This window comes from Pseudomonas sp. MNR3A (assembly GCF_009650575.1).
GTDB classification, from domain to species: domain Bacteria; phylum Pseudomonadota; class Gammaproteobacteria; order Pseudomonadales; family Pseudomonadaceae; genus Aquipseudomonas; species Aquipseudomonas machongensis.
Window position 1 is genome coordinate 509,691 of record NZ_VZZS01000016.1, and the last position, 18,416, is coordinate 528,106.

The 18,416-nt window shown below is 63.4% G+C and carries 16 protein-coding genes; 11 read left to right on the forward strand and 5 right to left on the reverse strand.

The annotated features are described in order from the left end of the window. The first annotated feature begins 84 nt into the window (after positions 1 to 84). The 8 genes from F6X62_RS13905 to F6X62_RS13940 all read left to right on the forward strand — a co-directional run bounded on the left by F6X62_RS13905 (position 85) and on the right by F6X62_RS13940 (position 9,748). On the forward strand, positions 85 to 1,338 hold the full coding sequence (locus F6X62_RS13905; RefSeq protein ID WP_153773864.1) for a TolC family protein: 1,254 nt from the start codon (positions 85 to 87) through the stop codon (positions 1,336 to 1,338). Beyond that, on the forward strand, positions 1,335 to 2,576 hold the full coding sequence (locus tag F6X62_RS13910; protein ID WP_256674036.1) for an efflux RND transporter periplasmic adaptor subunit: 1,242 nt from the start codon (positions 1,335 to 1,337) through the stop codon (positions 2,574 to 2,576). Before F6X62_RS13905 ends, F6X62_RS13910 begins: the two co-directional genes overlap by 4 nt. Further along, a complete protein-coding gene (locus F6X62_RS13915; RefSeq protein WP_153773865.1) occupies positions 2,573 to 5,731 on the forward strand; it encodes an efflux RND transporter permease subunit in 3,159 nt (1,052 codons plus the stop codon). The genes F6X62_RS13910 and F6X62_RS13915 overlap by 4 nt, the downstream gene beginning before the upstream one ends. Next, entirely contained in the window at positions 5,728 to 6,069 is a 342-nt protein-coding gene (locus F6X62_RS13920; RefSeq protein WP_054891448.1) for a copper-binding protein, read from the forward strand. Before F6X62_RS13915 ends, F6X62_RS13920 begins: the two co-directional genes overlap by 4 nt. A 156-nt stretch (positions 6,070 to 6,225) precedes the next feature. After that, a complete protein-coding gene (locus F6X62_RS13925) occupies positions 6,226 to 7,500 on the forward strand; it encodes a PD-(D/E)XK nuclease family protein (protein WP_151924861.1) in 1,275 nt (424 codons plus the stop codon). 69 nt (positions 7,501 to 7,569) lie between these two features. After that, positions 7,570 to 8,025, forward strand: coding sequence for a GNAT family N-acetyltransferase (locus tag F6X62_RS13930; RefSeq protein ID WP_153773867.1), 456 nt, complete (start codon positions 7,570 to 7,572; stop codon positions 8,023 to 8,025). A gap of 68 nt (positions 8,026 to 8,093) precedes the next feature. Then, complete coding sequence (locus F6X62_RS13935) at positions 8,094 to 9,089, forward strand: hypothetical protein (protein WP_153773868.1); 996 nt, start codon at positions 8,094 to 8,096, stop codon at positions 9,087 to 9,089. Between the two features lie 11 nt (positions 9,090 to 9,100). Further along, positions 9,101 to 9,748 carry a hypothetical protein gene (locus tag F6X62_RS13940; protein ID WP_153773869.1) on the forward strand — a complete coding sequence of 216 codons (648 nt, stop codon included), beginning with the start codon at positions 9,101 to 9,103 and terminating at the stop codon, positions 9,746 to 9,748. A 2-nt stretch (positions 9,749 to 9,750) separates the two neighbouring features. On the opposite strand, the gene F6X62_RS13945 is transcribed toward F6X62_RS13940, so the two are convergent. Next, a complete protein-coding gene (locus F6X62_RS13945; RefSeq protein ID WP_178117553.1) occupies positions 9,751 to 10,620 on the reverse strand; it encodes a LysR family transcriptional regulator in 870 nt (289 codons plus the stop codon). Between the two features lie 102 nt (positions 10,621 to 10,722). Here F6X62_RS13945 and F6X62_RS13950 point away from each other — a divergent pair, with 102 nt between their 5' ends. Both F6X62_RS13950 and F6X62_RS13955 read left to right on the forward strand, forming a co-directional pair. Beyond that, positions 10,723 to 11,979, forward strand: coding sequence for a D-amino acid dehydrogenase (locus tag F6X62_RS13950; protein ID WP_153773871.1), 1,257 nt, complete (start codon positions 10,723 to 10,725; stop codon positions 11,977 to 11,979). Positions 11,980 to 12,053: 74 nt separating this feature from the next. Beyond that, positions 12,054 to 12,221, forward strand: a complete 168-nt coding sequence (locus tag F6X62_RS13955) for a DUF2986 domain-containing protein (protein ID WP_065862662.1) — start codon at positions 12,054 to 12,056, stop codon at positions 12,219 to 12,221. Positions 12,222 to 12,493: 272 nt separating this feature from the next. Here F6X62_RS13955 and F6X62_RS13960 read toward each other — a convergent pair whose 3' ends face one another. After that, a complete protein-coding gene (locus F6X62_RS13960; RefSeq protein WP_153773872.1) occupies positions 12,494 to 12,967 on the reverse strand; it encodes a nuclear transport factor 2 family protein in 474 nt (157 codons plus the stop codon). Positions 12,968 to 13,156: 189 nt separating this feature from the next. Here F6X62_RS13960 and F6X62_RS13965 point away from each other — a divergent pair, with 189 nt between their 5' ends. Further along, positions 13,157 to 14,626: an MFS transporter gene (locus F6X62_RS13965; RefSeq protein ID WP_218572554.1), complete on the forward strand. Its 1,470-nt coding sequence runs from the start codon at positions 13,157 to 13,159 to the stop codon at positions 14,624 to 14,626. 12 nt (positions 14,627 to 14,638) lie between these two features. Here F6X62_RS13965 and F6X62_RS13970 read toward each other — a convergent pair whose 3' ends face one another. From F6X62_RS13970 to F6X62_RS13980, 3 genes are all read right to left on the reverse strand, one after another. Then, the gene (locus F6X62_RS13970) at positions 14,639 to 15,496 is read right to left on the reverse strand and encodes a LysR family transcriptional regulator (protein WP_153773873.1); all 858 of its coding nucleotides are present in this window, start codon (positions 15,494 to 15,496) and stop codon (positions 14,639 to 14,641) included. A 95-nt stretch (positions 15,497 to 15,591) separates the two neighbouring features. Next, the gene (locus tag F6X62_RS13975; protein ID WP_153773874.1) at positions 15,592 to 15,990 is read right to left on the reverse strand and encodes an NUDIX domain-containing protein; all 399 of its coding nucleotides are present in this window, start codon (positions 15,988 to 15,990) and stop codon (positions 15,592 to 15,594) included. Between the two features lie 165 nt (positions 15,991 to 16,155). Continuing rightward, positions 16,156 to 18,345: an OsmC domain/YcaO domain-containing protein gene (locus tag F6X62_RS13980; RefSeq protein ID WP_153773875.1), complete on the reverse strand. Its 2,190-nt coding sequence runs from the start codon at positions 18,343 to 18,345 to the stop codon at positions 16,156 to 16,158. Positions 18,346 to 18,416: the final 71 nt, after the last annotated feature.

Below are 18,416 nucleotides of genomic sequence, written 5' to 3' on the forward strand. Positions count from 1 at the left end.
TGCTGACCCTCACTCCATTGCCCTGTCCTTGCGGCCAGGCAATGGCATGCGCCTGTGCGCGAGTGTTTTCAAGGAATCATGTCCATGACTCCCCTACGTTTCCAAGCCGGGTGGACGCTTGCGGCCACCCTGCTGATCCTGCTGCCGGCACTGTCGGCGCAGGCCGCTGCATTGTCCCTGGACGATGCCCTGCGACTGGCTGAACGCAACGCCCCTTCCCTGCAGGCGCGCCAGGAGCAGGTCACTGCGGCACGCAATGCGGTGCTGCCAGCCGGTGAATTGCCCGATCCACGCCTGAACCTCGGGCTGCAGAACCTGCCGGTGGATGGCAGCGACCGCTGGAGCACGAACCGCGACTTCATGACCATGCAAGTGGTCGGTCTGGCCCAGGAAGTGCCCAACCGCGACAAGCGCAAGGCGCGGGTCGAGACCGCCCAGGCGACCGTCGAACGGGCCGATGCCGAAGCCTTGGTGGAGCGCCTGAAAGTACGCGCAGCCACGGCCCAGGCGTGGATCGCGGCCTACACCGTGCAACGCAAGCTGCAGCAGTTCGAGGCGTTCTACCACGAGAACCGTCTGCTGGACGCCGCCGTGCAGGCGCGCCTGGCCGGTGGTGGCGGCGCCGCGGCCGATGCCCTGGCACCTGGGCAGGAGGCCGCGCAACTGGATGAGCAGAAAGACCAGTTGCTCAGCCAGGCCTCCCAGGCGCGTGCGGCGCTCAAACGCTGGATCGGCCAGGACGGCGAGGCCCTGGCGCGCAGCTTCCCGCAATGGGCAGTGGATGCCCCGGCATACCTGCACGCCCTGCATGTGCACCCGGAACTGGCCGCCTATGGCGCGATGACCCGCGAAGCCCAGGCGCAGGTGCACCAGGCACAAGCCGAGAAGAAATCCGACTGGGGCTGGGAGCTGGACTACCAACGACGCGGCCCGGCATTCAGCAACATGGTCAGCCTGCAAGTCAGCTTCCAGTTGCCGCTGTTCACCGGCTCGCGCCAGGACCCGACCATCGCCGCTCGCCAGGCCCAAGTGCGTCAGCTCGAGGATGAGCAGCAAGCCGCGCTGCGCGAGCACACCGCGCAACTGGAAACGGACCTGGCCGAGTACCAGCGCCTGCAACGGGCCGTCACGCGCAGTCGCAAGACGTTGCTACCCCTGGCCGAAGAACGGGTGCGCCTGGCCCTGGCCGATTACCGGGCCGGCAAGTCGGCGTTGGGCGATCTGCTCGCAGCCCGCCGTCAGCGGGTCGAGGCGCAATTGCAGGATATCGATTGGCAAGGGCAGTTGGCGGCGACCGCCGCACGGCTGCACTTCATCTATGGCGAGGTGCAGGCATGAAACACACATCCATCGGCTTGATCGCGGTGCTCGCGCTGGCGGTCGGCGCCAGCGTCGGCTACGGGCTCGCCCGCAAAGGCGGCCCGAGCACGGCGGCGGCACTCGCAGAACAGAAAGCGCTGTACTGGTATGACCCGATGTACCCGCAGCAGCATTTCCCGGCACCGGGCAAGTCGCCCTTCATGGACATGCAGTTGGTGGCCAAGTATGCCGAGGGTGATGGCGGTCAGGGGCAACCGGCGGTGCAGATCACCCCGGGCGTTCAGCAGAATCTGGGGGTACGTCTGGCGACCGTGACGCGCAGCCGGCTGCAACGCACGCTGCAGGTCAGCGGCGTGCTGGCCTTCGACGAACGCGACTTCAGCGTATTGCAGGCACGTACCGCGGGTTTCGTCGAGCGCACCTACGGGCGCGCCGCCGGCGATGTGGTCGCCAAAGGCGCGCCGCTGGCCGATGTGCTGGCACCGGAGTGGGCCGGGTTGCAGGAGGAGTTTCTCGCACTGCGCCGTACCGGCGATGCGGGGTTGCACGCTGCTGCGCGCCAGCGGTTGCTGTTGGCCGGCATGCCTGCCGAACTGATCGAGCGAATCGCGCGCAGCGGCAAGGTACAGCAGTGGGTGACCCTGGTGGCGCCCAGCGCGGGTTCGCTGCAGAGCCTGGACCTGCGACCGGGCATGACCCTGACGCCGGGCGCGACGCTGGCGCGGATCAACGGTATCGCCCAGGTATGGCTCGAAGCCGCGGTACCCGAAGCCCAGGCCCAGGGTCTGCGCGAGGGCCAGGCGGTGCAGGCACGCCTGCCGGCGTATCCCGGCGAGACGGTGAGCGGCACACTGACCGCCCTGCTGGCCGATGCCGATCCGCAAAGCCGCACCTTGCGCCTGCGCATCGAGCTGCCCAACCGCGAGGGACGACTGCGACCCGGCATGACGGCACAGGTAACCCTGAGCCCGGAAGCGCCAGACGATGAGGGCCTGACGCTGCCGGCCGAGGCCGTCATCCGGACCGGCAAGCGCGACCTGGTGATGCTCGCCGAGGACCAGGGCCGCTTCCGCCCGGTCGAGGTGCTGCTGGGCCAGGAGAGCGGCGGCCAGGTCGCCGTGCTGCAGGGGTTGCAGGCAGGCCAGAAGGTCGTTGCATCGGGACAGTTCCTGATCGACTCCGAGGCCAGCCTCAAAGGCATCGAGGCTACCACCGCGGCGGATTCGATGCCTGCCGCGCAGGAGGCTCGGCCATGATCGCGAAACTGATTCGCTGGTCGGTCGGCAACCGCATCCTCGTGTTGCTGGCCACGCTGTTCCTGGCAGCCTGGGGCGTGTTTTCCCTGCGCAGCCTGCCGATCGATGCCTTGCCGGACCTGTCGGACGTGCAGGTGATCATCCGCACCTCCTACCCCGGGCAGGCCCCGCAGATCGTCGAGAACCAGGTCACCTACCCACTGACCACCACCATGCTTTCGGTGCCGGGGGCCAAGACCGTGCGCGGTTTTTCCGCGTTCGGCGACAGCTTCGTCTACGTGCTGTTCGAGGACGGCACCGACCTGTACTGGGCACGCTCGCGGGTGCTGGAGTACCTGAGCCAGGTGCAGTCGCGTCTGCCGGCCACGGCCAGGCCTGTGCTTGGCCCGGATGCCACGGGGGTGGGCTGGATCTACCAGTACGCCCTGGTCGACCGCAGCGGTGGGCACGATCTTGCACAGTTGCGCAGCCTGCAGGACTGGTTCCTGCGCTTCGAGCTCAAGACCCTGCCCGATGTGGCCGAGGTGGCGAGCATCGGTGGCATGGTCAAGCAGTACCAGGTGGTGCTCGATCCGCTGCGCATGGCAAGCCTGGGTATCACTCAGGACGAGGTGGCGCAGGCCATCGGCAAGGCCAACCAGGAGACCGGTGGCGGCGTGCTGGAACAGGCCGAGGCGGAGTTCATGGTGCGCGCCTCGGGCTACCTGAAGACGCTCGATGACTTTCGCGCCATCCCTCTGCGCCTGGCGGCCAATGGTGCACCGGTGACCCTGGGCGATGTGGCCAGGGTCCAGCTTGGCCCGCAGGAACGCCGCGGTATCGGCGAGCTGGACGGCCAGGGCGAGGCCGTGGGTGGCGTGGTGATCCTGCGCAGCGGCAAGAATGCCCGCGAGGCCATCGGGCGCGTCAAGGACAAGCTCGAGGTGCTCAAGAAAAGCCTGCCGGCCGGCGTGGAGCTGGTCACCACCTATGACCGCAGCCAACTGATCGACCGTGCAGTGGACAACCTCAGCCACAAGCTGCTCGAGGAGTTCATCGTCGTCGCGCTGGTCTGTGCCGCGTTTCTCTGGCACTTGCGCTCCTCGCTGGTGGCGATCGTGTCGCTGCCGGTGGGGGTGCTGATCGCACTGATCGTCATGCGCCACCAGGGCATCAACGCCAACATCATGTCGCTGGGTGGTATCGCCATCGCCATCGGCGCGATGGTGGACGGGGCCGTGGTGATGATCGAGAACGCGCACAAGCATGTCGAGGCCTGGCATGCGCGGCATCCCGGGCAGGTGCTGCGCGGTGAGCAGCATTGGAAGGTGATGACCGAGGCGGCGCAGGAAGTCGGACCCGCGCTGTTCTTCAGCCTGATGATCATCACCCTGTCGTTCGTCCCGGTGTTCACCCTGCAGGCCCAGGAGGGGCGGCTGTTCGCACCGCTGGCGTTCACCAAGACCTACGCCATGGCCGCCGCTGCCGGGCTGGCGGTCACTTTGGTGCCGGTACTGATGGGTTACTGGATCCGCGGCCCTCTGCCGGCCGAGGCGCACAACCCGCTCAATCGCGGGCTGATCCGCCTCTATCGCCCAGCCTTGGAGCAGGTGCTGCGCAAGCCGTTGCTGACCCTGGCCGGGGCACTGCTGGTGCTGCTCAGCAGCCTGTGGCCGCTGAGCCACCTGGGCGGCGAGTTCCTGCCACCGCTGGATGAGGGCGACCTGTTGTACATGCCGTCCGCCCTGCCCGGTCTGTCGGCGCAAAAAGCCGCGGAGCTGTTGCAACGTACCGACCGCCTGATCCGCACCGTACCCGAGGTGGCCAGTGTGTTCGGCAAGGCTGGGCGCGCCGAGTCGGCCACCGATCCGGCGCCGCTTGAGATGTTCGAAACCCTCGTGCGACTCAAACCCAAGGATCAGTGGCGCCCAGGCATGACCAGCGAAAAACTGGTCGAGGAACTCGACCGCACCGTGCGTGTGCCGGGGCTCACCAACATCTGGATTCCGCCGATCCGCAACCGTATCGACATGCTCGCCACCGGTATCAAGAGCCCGATCGGGGTCAAGGTGGCCGGCAGCGACCTGGCCCAGATCGACCGCGCCACCCAGGCGGTCGAGCGCGCAGCCAAGGGCGTAGCGGGTGTCACCTCGGCGTTGGCCGAGCGTCTCACCGGCGGGCGCTACATCGACCTCGACATCGATCGCCAGGCCGCGGCGCGCTACGGCCTGAACATCGCCGACGTGCAGGCCATCGTCGCCGGCGCCATCGGTGGCGATACGGTGGGTGAAACGGTCGAGGGCCTGGCGCGCTACCCGATCAGCCTGCGCTACCCGCGCGAGTGGCGCGACTCGGTCCAGGCGCTGCGCGAATTGCCGATCTACACCGCCCTGGGCGGCCAGATCACCCTCGCCAGCGTGGCCCAGGTGCGCCTTGCCGAAGGCCCGCCCATGCTCAAGAGCGAGAACGCCCGTCCCTCCGGATGGGTATACATCGACGTGCGTGGGCGCGACCTGTCGTCGGTGGTCGCCGACCTGCGCCAGGCCGTGGACCGCGAGGTGAAGCTCGACCCCGGCATGAGCCTGAGCTACTCCGGCCAGTTCGAGTACCTGGAGCGCGCCAATGCCCGCCTGGCCTGGGTGGTGCCGGCGACCCTGGCAATCATCTTCGTACTGCTCTACCTGACCTTCGGCCGTCTCGGCGAGGCGCTGCTGATCATGGGCACCCTGCCCTTCGCCCTGACGGGCGGGGTGTGGCTGCTGTACCTGATGGGCTTCAACCTGTCAGTGGCCACCGGGGTCGGCTTCATTGCCCTGGCCGGGGTCGCGGCGGAGTTCGGGGTAATCATGCTGATTTACCTGAACAACGCCTGGACCGAGCGCCAGGCCACGGGCGAGTACTCCGAAGCGGCATTGCGCGAGGCGATTCGCCAGGGCGCCGTGCAACGTATCCGGCCCAAGGCAATGACGGTGGCAGTGATCGTCGCCGGACTGTTGCCGATTCTCTGGAGCAGCGGCACCGGCAGCGAAGTGATGAGCCGCATCGCCGTACCCATGGTCGGCGGCATGCTGACCGCCCCCCTGCTCTCGTTGTTCGTGATTCCCGCGGCGTACTGGCTGATCAGGCGTCGCGATCTTGCAGTACCCGATACCCCCCAACCAGGAGAAACCCAATGAAAAATCTGTACCTCGGCGCTGTATTGATGGTCGCCTTTGCCGCCGGCGCGCAAGCGCAGCAAAGCATGGAAGGCATGACGATGGAGGGCATGGACATGTCGGCCAGCAAGGCAGCGCCAAGCGCGCATGCCGAAGGCACGGTCAAGGCGATCGACACCGAGCACGGCAAGGTGACGCTGGCCCATGGGCCTGTGGCTGCACTGCAGTGGCCGGCGATGACCATGGGCTTCAAGGCCAGCGCCGAGCAGCTCGAAGGGCTGAAGGTCGGTGACAAGGTCGGCTTCGATTTCCGTATGGAAGGGGGGGCTGCGAACATCGTTGGTATTCGTAAGCAGTAACCTTTGGAGTGTCTCGATAGCCACACCACAAGCGCTAATGGCAAAATGCCTTTAGCGCTTGTCCAACGATCGGTCCGCCCGACGCTGCACAAACCTGCCATGTAAATGGCCCTAACACCCAAACCCGATCTTCTCCACCTGACTTGCAGGACTCGCATGACTTTGGAATCTCTGGTCGACGCTCTTTACGCCGACTCGGATGTGCAACGGATGCTCGCGCTTTCCACCCACAGCGACGCTCTTCAGATCTGCTTTCCCAAGGAAGTGAACGTCTCGCGCTTCCTCGCCTGGCTGATCGATCCGACCCAGGGCCACGGGCTGGGTGACCAGGCGATCAAGTCGCTGCTGACCCGGGCAGGACAATCCAGCCATGTCGAAAACCTGAGCCTCAATGACCGCCGCTTCCTGGCCGCCTCGAACGTACAGACCCTGGCCTTCTCCTCGCTCATGGTGATGACGGAGGCCGAACTGGGACTGCGCAACCAGAAGCGCTATATCGACGTGCTCGCGCTGGACCCCGCGGCCAAGATTTACATCGCCATCGAGAACAAGTTTGGTCATCACGAGGGGGAAGACCAGACCAAGACCTACTACGAAGCCCTGAACAATCTCTACCCGAACTACCGCGGCATCCATATCTTCCTCGACGGCCACGAGAACGACCCGGAGCACGACCAGTGGATTCCGGTCGGCTACACCTGGCTGACCGAATTCCTCACCCAGATCGAACAACTGGAGTGGACCGCGCCTCACGTGAAATCCACCCTGGCGCAGTTTCGCAAGGCCATCCAGGAAGAAGAGGAGATCGCCGAAGGCGACGGCCTGGGCAAGCTGGTCACCACGGTGGCAAGCAAGCATCAGGAGGCACTCGACGCCCTGCACAAGATCCTCACCCCCAATGCGCCGAGTTCGCGCGCCAAGGACCTGGCAGCCCTGGTCAACGGGCCGACGGGCAATGATGCAAAGGCCAATGTGCGCTTGTTCCAGCTCTATGCGCGTCGGCCGCAGGTGTGGGACAGGTGCCTGAAAGAACGCAAGTTCGCTCGGTTCCACAGAGCATTGAACGAAGCTTTCGACGATCTCACCACCGATCCTCGCCGGGTCATCACCTACTTCAGCCTGGAAGCGTTCGAACGCTTCCTTGACCCGGATCTGGGCACACTGTTTGCGGCGGCGCTGCTGATCCGCCAGGAAGGCGACCACTTCCGTATCAACTCCTACATCTACCTCAACTCCGTGCACGTGCAGTACCGTGAGCCACTGATCGAAATCGCCAACGCCGAACGGGCACGCCGCGGTATTCGCAAAACGTCACAAGACGACGGCTATTTCACCATCCGTCGCAGCGAAAGCCTGCCACCGGCCAAGGCGGCAACCGAAGCTGTGGAGCAAATGCACAGCCTCGTTGCCTTGCTCAAGGATCTTCACTAGGTTGCAAGCCTGCGGGCGCCTGATCGCGCCCGCGGGTTCAGCCCGCATCCGCCCCAAGGAGAGCGCACGATGATCCGCCCCGCCACCCCCGCCGACCAATCCGCCATCCAGGCCTGCGCCGAACAGGCTTATGCCCGCTACATCCCTTTGATAGGCCGCAAGCCCGCCCCCATGCTGGCCGACTACGCCAGCCAGATCGCGACTGGCTGGGTCCACGTGGCCCTGGACGAGCAGGCCAGCCTGCAGGGCTTCATCGTGTTCTACCCCCACGACAACCACATGCTGCTGGAAAACGTGGCCGTGCTGCCCAGTGCCGCCGGACGTGGTATCGGCAAGGCGCTGATCAACCTGTGCGAAAGCCGCGCGCGCCTACTCGGGCTGAATACAGTGCAGCTCTATACCAACGAGCGAATGACCGACAACCTCGGCCTCTACCCCAGGCTTGGCTATGTCGAGGTCGCACGGCGCAGCGAAGACGGCTTCAACCGGGTGTACTTCGAGAAAAAACTGGGTCCAACGCGCTGAACGCCTCGTTCAAGAGGGTTGTGCGGGCAATCGATCGTTAACTGCAAGAACGTCCCAAGGCTCTACGCATGAATTTCCAGCTTCGATTCGTTCCACCGCTGACCGTCAGCTTCGACGCCTTCAATCCCATCATCGGAATGGACGGTTATCGTAAAGCCATACGCCAGCACCTGTTGCCGCAATCGAACCCTTACGCCTTCAGTCTGGGTGCAATACCTCTTGAGTCGCGTACCTACTGCAAGGGTTCGGTGTTCTCTCGGGTGCGCAAGATCAGAAGCGGGCGCAGGCATACCTTCATGAACCGCTCGATCGATGCCAATGCGTTCTTCCCGCCCCCACAGAGCGCCGCCATCGGGCGCTTCAACGAACAGGGCGAACGCAAGCTGTATCTGGCCGACCATCCTTATGTAGCACTGAAGGAGTGCGGCATCGAACCGGGAGACTTCTTCCTCTTCAGCTACTTCTCACTCAAGACCGATACCCACTTCGTCTATGCCGACCCAAACGGGGGGCATTTTTCAACCTTGTTGAGCAAGCTGTTCAAAAGCGATGACCAGGCTTTCTATGCCCTTATCAACGACACCTTCAAAACCTACCTTGAGTTCGCAAGTCATCATGGCATCGCTTATGACTCGGTGAAGGTCAAGGAAACGTTCATCGACGATACCTGGGGCGAGATCGACTCGATCACCAACCTTGCGATGGCAGAGGACAAGATGCCAGCGGCGAACCTTCTGGCCGGCTGGCTGGCTCAGTGCGACGAGAACTATCGTCCAAGCTACTTGAAAATGTTCATTCCCCTTGCCGAGGGTCGAAAACGACTGAGCGGGATCACCTATCGAGGAAACGAGTATGCCTTCAACCTGAGGTACAAACAGGTGATGGAGCATATCCGCCAGCTTGAGCGTGAAAACAGAAAGCGCATCCAGCTCAATCAATACGAGGACGTCGATCTGAACCCCTGCAAATGGCTGCCGCATGAAGGCTCGTGGCAGGATCCACATCATCCCGGACACATATCCCCGATCACCGCCACTCCACCCCTACCCCCCACCCGAGCCTGACCGAGGGCACCATGCAGTTCGCAGTAGCGCTTATCGAATACCTGATTTCCGGCATTGCCGCTTCGGCGTGGCTGGCGGCTTTGCTGCACAAGTTTTACGCGCCCTATCTTCCAGCGGATCCTTTGGCCGCACTCAAGGACACCAAGGAACTCTTCATCCTGGTCTACCTGCCAGTCGTCTACGTGCTGGGTATCTACGTCGACACCACGTCTTCGTTCCTGATCAGAAGAAGCGCGCAACTGGACAAGCAGATCCATGCCTGGCTGGAGCCCGTCGCGCCACAGCGCGATCGTGTCCTGTCAATCTGGGAAGGACTGGTTGGCAGCCCGAAGAAACAGCCTTACGAAAAGACCGCGCAGATCGTCGCGCACTCGATCCCCGATGCCGTGAGGATGATGGAGACCTACGTCAGCAGGGATCGCATCGCTCGAGGCGCGGCGTTCAATGCCTTCGCAGGATGCATTACAGCGCTCATGTGTGCGTCCGCGCAGCACCTGCCCATCATCTTCCTCGTCTGCGCGATCGTGTTCGTCTACTCCTGCATGATGCATAACCGCCTGTCCCGTCTCTCGTCGCAGTTCAAGAAGGTCGTGCGAAACAACCTGCGTGCAGCCAGTCGCACCCCGATCCGCCAGGCAGGCAAACGCAGCAAAGCATGAGTTCAGGTTATGGCTGCCCCGGCAGCCATGAGCCTGACCGAGGCCATGAAGTCTTTCTCAAGCTTCGACAACACCGCATTCTCATGCACCACCGCTGTCAGCACCACGGGCAGCCGTGGCGTGATCCGTCGCGCGCGTTGCCCTGGCGGGAGCAAGGCGTCGGCGGTGAACTCATCGATCAAGGCGATACCTGCCCCCGCCTGGGCCAGGGCGCAAGCCACATAGTAGGTCTGGACCTGGGTGCGGCTGTCCACGCCGCCAAGCCATGGCCGGACCAGCTCACCGAGGGGGTCCGAGGCCGGCAGGCCGATGATTCGCGCAGGGTCGATGGCATCCAGTGACACCGGCCCCTGGTCTTGCGTGTCGTCATGGCAGACCAGCTCGACTTCGTGCAGGTCAATGACTTTCAAGCCGGGTCGTGGCTGGGCATTGAAGGTGAAGGCAATCGAGATCTCGCGCGCCAGCAGCGCCTGCGCCAGTTGATCGCTGTGGGCGGTGATCAGGTCCAGGGACAGCTCGGGATTGGCGCGCTGGCTTGCTGCCAGGGCGTGAGGCAGCACCTTCAAGCCCAGTGACGGAATGCAGCCGATGCGCAGCGCGCCCCTGGACTGATGCCTGAGGCTGCGCGACAGCCGCCGCACATCGTCCAGGTCGCGGAACACCTTGTCGATGGCCGGGATCAGTATTTCGGCCTCGCGGGTGAGCTGCAGACGCCCCTTGACCCGCTCGAACAAGACGAAACCCAGGCTCGCCTCTGCATGGGCCAGCAGCTTGCTGGCCGCAGGCTGGGTGATGTTGAGCGCCTGTGCTGCGCGCGTCAGGGAACCGGTCCGCAGGATTGCCTGGAACACTTCGATGTGACGGATACGCATGGTCATAGCCCAAGGTTATGGAAGCTGCAGTTATAGGCCTTGGCGAACGTGAACGGCAAGGCTGGATACTGAGCGCAGTGGCACGATTTCAGGAGAAGGCACATGCATGTGGTGGTCGTGGGGGGTGGGGTCATTGGCCTTGCGAGTGCGCTGTACCTGGCGCGCGAAGGGCTTCAGGTCACGCTGGTCGAACGCAACGAGGATATCGCCCTGGAGACCAGCTTCGCCAATGGCGGGCAACTGAGCTACAACTACGTGGCGCCCCTGGCCGACCCGTCGGTGTTCGCCAACCTGCCCAGGTGGTTGCTCGCCAGCGACTCGCCACTGCGCCTGCAGCCGCGCCTGGATTTGCAGCAATGGCGCTGGTGCCTGGCCTTCCTGCGGGCATGCCGGGCAAGCCGGGTCGAGCGCACGGTACGCGAGATGCTCAGGCTGTCCCAACGCAGCCAGGCGTTGCTGGAGCAGTTGCTGCAACAGACACCGATCGATTTCAACCTCCGCCAGACCGGCAAACTGATCATCCATCGCAGCCAAGCTTCGCTGGGCGCCGCAGTCAGGCTGGCCGAACTTCAGCAACAGGCCGGGTCGCAGCAACGCCTGTTGACGCCCAGCCAATGCAGCAACCTTGAGCCCACGCTGTCAGGGGTGGTCGGGCAACTTGCCGGCGGCATCTTCACCCCCGGCGAAGCCACCGCAGACTGCCGGTTGTTCTGCGAGGGGCTCAAACGTCATCTGGATGGCCTGGCGAATGTGCGCTTCAAGCTGGGCCAGGCCGTGAGCGGTTTCACCAAGGTGGGCAAGCGGATTACTGCGCTGAAGCTGGGTAACGAAACCCTTGAGGCTGACGCCTTCATCATCGCCTCAGGCATCGCCAGTGTTGGCTTGCTCAAACCGCTGGGGATCAGCCTGCCGCTCTATGGGCTGCGCGGTTACAGCCTCAGCGTGCAGCCTGCCGATGCCAACGCCCTGCCCCGGCTCAGCGTCACCGACGCCAGTCGCAAGATTGTCTACGCACCGCTGGGCAGCACCCTGCGGATCGCCGCGATGGTGGACATGGGCGTGCGTTCGGCCGAGGCCCCGAAGCGGCGCATCGACCTGCTGAAAGCGCAGGTGTCGGAACTGTTCCCCGCCCTGGACCTGCGCCAGGCCCAGGCATGGGCGGGCCTGCGTCCTGCCACTGCGCTGGGCAAGCCGATCATCGACCGGGCGCCGGGGCTGGAGAATCTGTGGCTTAACGTTGGCCATGGCGCGCTGGGCTTCACCCTTGCGTGCGCCAGCGGCGAGATGATCACCCGGCAGATCCTTCAAGGCCGGCCGCACGAGAGCGATGCACCCTTCTCGTTGGCGGCACATCGATAACCTTGTCCATCAGGATCGGCAGCGCTAAGCTCGCCGCGTTTTGCCAGTGGATGCGCTCAAGGGGCGCGAAAAACATGAATCGTCAGAAAAAGATCAAACAGCTGTTGAAGGCTCACGCCAAGAAAGCCAACGCCAAGCTGGCGCCCAAGAGCAACAAGCCCAAGTACATCAGCAAGGCCGACCGCTTGAAGTTGGAGGCCGAAACACCCCAGGAGGCGGGGCTGGCGGTGGTGAAGGAGTGAAGGTGTTTTCGCAAGCTGGCGGGCGCTGTCTTGCTGCTCCAAGGAACACCCTGAACCGCTTCTACAGGTGCCCATCGCACCTGTAGAAGCAACTGTCTTGCTCAAAATTTAAAGACCAGCCCAATCCCCTGTGGGAGCGGGTTTACCCGCGAAAAAGACACCGCGCTGCCTGGCACGGGCTACGCCCGTGTTCGCGGGACAAGTCGGGGCGCCGAACCGCCGCGCCTACACGAGTTCGAGCTAGTTGCCACCTCCGAGCAAGGCTATTGATTTCATGAGCGGGCGAACGCCTGCGAACCGGCAATGGGTTTCCAGTTTTGCAGTGGCACCAGGAACATCAGCTCGAAGCGGCGCTCAGTAAAACGCCATTCTCCATCGCGTCGCTCGAAGCGGTCATGGTACAAGCCAGCGGCCTGCACAGGGCCTTGTTCGATGTCATGGAACAGACAGTCGGCCTGTGAGACCGCGGTGGCGCTTTCGCCGTCAAGCTCGATCAGCGGGTTGGCCATCCAGTGATGCATGTGCGGCATTTTCCGCCACGATTCCCGAGCCATGGCCAGAATGCCCTCGCGCCCGGTTCCGTGCCCGAATGCCGGCAAGTCCAGGGTTGCATCGACATGCCAGATGCTTTCCAGCAGTGCCTCATCCACGCGGTCATAGGCCTGGGCGTAGGTCCAGATCAGCGACTCGATCGCCAGGCGGCTTTCGATGCGGTCCAGGCGTTTTTCCAAAGTCTCAAGGTTCATTGCAACGATCTCCTGCAGGTCTGGGGAGCCGGCGTTCACAGCCGGTTGTCCGAGCCATTGTGCGAGTCGCAAGGCATTGACGGGACTGTCATTCCTGCAGTTTCAACGTTCATTTTTGTAAGGGGGTAAAGCGTTGACCCCATCTGCAAGCGCTTCCTAGCATGGCCCCATCTTTTACGAGGGCCTCGTATGAAAAACCCACCTGATATTGACCACTCACTCACCCTGGCACCTGACGACAGGGCAGCCGGCCCCGACCAACGCCGCTGGGCGATGTTCGTGGTCCTGCTTGTCGGGGCATTCCTCCCACCGCTGGACTTCTTCATCGTCAATGTGGCGCTGCCATCGATACGCAGCGACCTGAATGCTTCGGCATCGGCCGAGCAACTGGTCATTTCCGCCTATGCCGCGCTTTATGCGGTAACGCTGATCACCGGTGGCCGGCTGGGCGACCTGCATGGCCGCGGACGCATGTTCTTCATCGGCCTTGTCGGCTTCACCGCCGCCTCGTTGCTCTGCGGGTTCGCTGCCACGCCCTGGATGCTGATCACTGGCCGTGCGCTGCAAGGCATCACCGCGGCAGTGATGGCGCCACAGGCACTGGCCTCGGTACAGGCGATCTTCCCCGAGGCGGAAAAGCCCCTGGCGCTGAGCCTGTATGGTGCGGTGTTCGGTCTGGCCAGCGTGATCGGACAGGCACTGGGCGGTATCCTGATTTCGCTCGATCTGTTCGGGCTTGGCTGGCGGATGATCTTTCTCATCAATCTGCCGGTCGCGTTGCTGGTCATCCTCTTCGGCATTCCCTTGATCAAGGAGACTCGCGCCAGCCATGCGCGCAGGCTCGATCTCGGCGGCATGGCCCTGTCGATGCTCACACTTGCCACGCTGATCGTGCCGTTGATCGAAGGTCGTGAGGCCGGCTGGCCGCTGTGGGCGTGGCTGTCGCTGATCGCCTGTCCATTGCTTGGCTGGACCTTCTGGCGCCACCAGGCCCGCCTGGCCAGCGCGGGGGGAGCGCCCTTGCTGGATCCGGCCGCGCTGCGCGTGCCGGGGCTGCGCCGGGCATTGCTGGTCGCCCTGTCGTTCTACACGATCGGTGCCTTCTTCCTGCTTTTCTCGATCTACCTGCAAGGTGCATTGCATGTAAGCGCGCTGCATGCAGGCCTGGTCTTCCTGCCCTTCGGCGCGGGTTTTCTCATCGGGCCGTTGACCGCACCGTTGTGCACACGCGTGCTGGGCCTCTACACCAACGCCGTTGGCCTGGCATTGATGGTTGCAGGCCTGGTCGCACTCGCAGGTCTCATTACCCTTACACCGGGCAACCCTGGCCCGCAGCCCGCGATCTTTGCCGTCGTGCTATTCGTCATCGGCTTCGGCCAGGGATTGGCGATGCCGACCCTGATGCGCATGATCACAGGGCGCGTCGCCCCAGCGTTGTCCGGGATGATGGCCGGTGTCACCAGTTCGACCTTGCAAGTGAGCACGGCGCTCAGCGTGGCGGTGATCGGCGGCATATTCTATGGGGTGCTGGGCGCTGGCACCGACCCGACCGCCATCAGTCATGCCTTCACCATTGCGCTGATGTGCATGGCCGCTTGCCTGGTGTTGGGCGCAGGCTTGAGTTTTACCCTGGCGCGCCGCCCCACAGCTGCCCGGTAGCGGTGCCTGCGCTCATGGAGCATCGCCAAGCCTCTCTACCACCAGATCGGCCAATGCCCGCAGCCGGTCCATCTGGCGCATGTCCTGGTGATAGCCCATCCAGATCTCACGGTCTGGTGGCGGCTCGCCGATATCCAGCCGGCGCAGCAACGGCGACTGGTCGCCGATCGCTCGCGGCAGCACTGCAACACCCAGCCCTGATGCACATAGCCGCGCCTGCACACTGCGGCTACTGCTGGTGAATACAGTCCGCGCCTTGGGGAAGTGCGACTGCAACCAGTGGACGTCAGGGTAATGGGATTGGGCCGTATTCATGGTGACAAGACCGAGCGCCTCACCGCCCTCGCCGGGATCGAAGGCTTGGTGCTCGGCCTGGTACAGCCCATAGTGCAGGGTCATGAGCCGACGCTGAACGATGTCCGGCTCGGTGAACGGGACGATGCGAAAAGCGATTTCGGCATCCCGGCGCGCCAGGTCGAACAATCGGTGGCTGGGGATCACCTCGGCCACGATCAACGGGTAGCGGCCGTGCAACTCATGCAGCACAGGTGCCAGCACGAATCCTGCGAACCAGTCTGCACAGGCGATGCGCAGCAAGCCCTCCGGCTGTTCGCCCACGCCCGCGATACGCCGTTCGATGGCCAAGGCGCTGCGTTCCATGTCTTCGGCCAGACTCAGGATGCTCTCCCCCGCTGCGGTGAGTACCAACCCTTCACTGGTGCGACGGAAAAAAGCATGACCGTTGCTCTGCTCGAGCACCTGCAGGCGCCGACCTACGGTTGGATGACTGACGCCCAACTGCTTGGCGGCCGCCCCGAGCGAGCCGCTGCGGGCAATCGCCAGGAAGACGCGCAGGTCATTCCAGTCCATGGGATACCTCCAACAGAAATGAACGGTGAAGATGCAGTAATGCGGGCCCCGTCACAAGGCTCGGCTGCCATCGCCAAGCCAAGCGGCGTTCAGTATCAGGCTGCCCAGGCCGACAGCGCGGGAATCTGGCAGGCGAGCAACGCCTCGGCTGCCGGATTGAGCGGCGCACGCGCCAGCCCACGGCGCTCGATCCATGTACACGCGGCAATTTCTCTGCGCGCACATGGGCGATCGCCGGGGTGCAGGTGGGTGGTGAAGATGTAATGGAGAATCCCGGCCACTTCCAAGGTGCACAGATGCAGCAAACCGTGGTCGCTCAGGCCGGTTTCCTCATGCAGCTCTCGGGCTGCCGCCTCATGCGGCTGTTCGCCTCGCTCGATGACGCCACCCGGGAAGTTCCATTTGCCGCCTTTCTTGCGCACGAGCAAGACCCTTCCTTTGTCGAAGCAGATGATCGTCGCTCTGTGTTTGGCGGGAGGGGTTGTCAGCGGCATCGGATTAGCTCGTCACACTTGTCACGGATATATGACAGTTTTGTTACATGATGGACAGGCAAATCTGACGCCAAGTTCAGCCAAATGGACACATGGCTGAGGGGATTGGTACAAAAAAATAGACGAGAGGGTCGCTATGTACCCTCTCTTGGGCTGAAGCGGGCCTCAGCCCGCCGCGCGGGCACGCGCCGCATGCAGCTTCTTGTAGCTCTCGACCAGACGCAGGTGGCGGTCCAGACCTTCAAGTTTCAGGCTGGTTGAGGTCAGCCCGTAGAAGCGCACGCTGCCGTCCACCGAGCCGAGTGCCGCGTCCATGCGCTCATTGCCGAACATGCGCCGGAAGTTGGAGACGTAGTCGTCCATCTCCAGCTCGTCGTCCAGCACCACTTCCAGCACCACGTTCAGCGCCTGGTAGAACAGCCCGCGCTCGACGGTGTTGTCGTTGAACTGCAGGAACATCTCCACCAGTTCCTTGGCCTCCTCGAAACGCTGCAGCGCCAGTTGGATCAGCAGTTTGAGCTCGAGGATGGTCAGTTGGCCCCACACCGTGTTGTCGTCGAACTCGACGCCGATCAGCGTGGTGATGGTGGTGTATTCGTCCACCTCGACCTGTTCCAGGCGCTTGTACAACAACTTCAGCGAGCGGCTGTCGAGGTTGTGCAGGTTGAGGATGTCGGCACGAAAGCCCAGCGCGCGGTTGGTGTTGTCCCAGATCAGGTCCTCGACCGGGTAGATTTCCGAATAGCCCGGCACCAGGATGCGGCAAGCGGTGGCACCGAGGTCGTCGTATACCGCCATGTACGCCTCCTTGCCCAGCCCTTCGAGAATGCCGAACAGCGTCTGCGCCTCCTGCTCGTTGGAGTCTTCGCCCTGGCCCGAGAAGTCCCACTCGACGAACTCGAAGTCGGCCTTGGCACTGAAGAAGCGCCACGACACTACGCCGCTGGAGTCGATGAAATGCTCGACGAAGTTGTTCGGCTCGGTCAACGCGTGGCTTTCGAAAGTCGGTTGTGGCAGATCGTTCAAACCCTCGAAGCTGCGACCCTGGAGCAATTCGGTGAGGCTGCGCTCCAGCGCCACCTCAAAGCTTGGATGCGCGCCGAACGAGGCGAAAACCCCGCCGGTGCGCGGGTTCATCAGGGTCACGCACATCACCGGGAACTCGCCGCCCAGCGAGGCATCCTTGACCAGCACCGGGAAGCCCTGCTCCTCCAGCCCCTGGATACCGGCGACGATGCCCGGGTACTTGGCCAGCACCTCTTGCGGCACGTCCGGCAGGCACAGCTCGCCTTCGAGGATCTCGCGCTTGACCGCCCGCTCGAAGATTTCCGACAGGCACTGCACCTGGGCTTCGGCCAGGGTGTTGCCGGCGCTCATGCCGTTGCTCAGGTAGAGGTTTTCGATCAGGTTGGACGGGAAATACACCGTCTGCCCGTCGGACTGGCGCACGAACGGCAGCGAGCAGATGCCCCGGGCCTTGTTGCCCGAGTTGGTGTCGTACAGGTGCGAGCCGCGCAGTTCGCCATCGGGGTTGAAGATCTCCAGGCAGTACTCGTCGAGGATCTCCTGCGGCAACGCGTCCTTCGGGCCAGGCATGAACCACTGCTCGTTCGGGTAGTGCACGAACGGTGCGTTGGCGATGTCCTCGCCCCAGTACTGATCGTTATAGAAGAAGTTGCAGTTCAGGCGCTCGATGAACTCGCCCAGTGCCGAGGCCAGCGCAGCTTCCTTGGTCGCGCCCTTGCCGTTGGTGAAGCACATCGGCGACTGCGCGTCGCGCACGTGCAGCGACCAGACGTTGGGCACGATGTTGCGCCAGGAGGCGATCTCGATCTTCATCCCCAGATCGGCCAGGATCGCCGACATGTTGGCGATGGTCTGCTCCAGCGGCAGGTCCTTGCCGGGAATGTAGGTGGTGGTGTCGGACACCGGCATCAGCAGTGCCTGGGCATCGGCGTCGAGGTTGTCGACCTCCTCGATGATGAACTCGGGGCCGGTCTGCACCACTTTCTTCACGGTGCAACGGTCGATGGAGCGCAGGATGCCCTGGCGGTCCTTCTCGCTGATATCCTCGGGCAGCTCGACCTGGATCTTGAAGATCTGGTTGTAGCGGTTTTCCGGGTCGACGATGTTGTTCTGCGACAGGCGAATGTTTTCGGTGGGGATGTCGCGGGTCTGGCAGTAGAGCTTGACGAAGTACGCCGCGCACAGCGCCGAGGAGGCCAGGAAGTAGTCGAACGGACCAGGCGCCGAGCCGTCGCCCTTGTAGCGAATGGGCTGATCGGCGATCACCGTGAAGTCGTCGAACTTGGCTTCAAGTCGGAGATTGTCGAGAAAATTGACCTTGATTTCCATGCGGGCACACCAGCGCGTAAAACGAAATGGGCGCCATTATCCGGGTTTTTCGCTGGGAAGTCTTGCCGCAG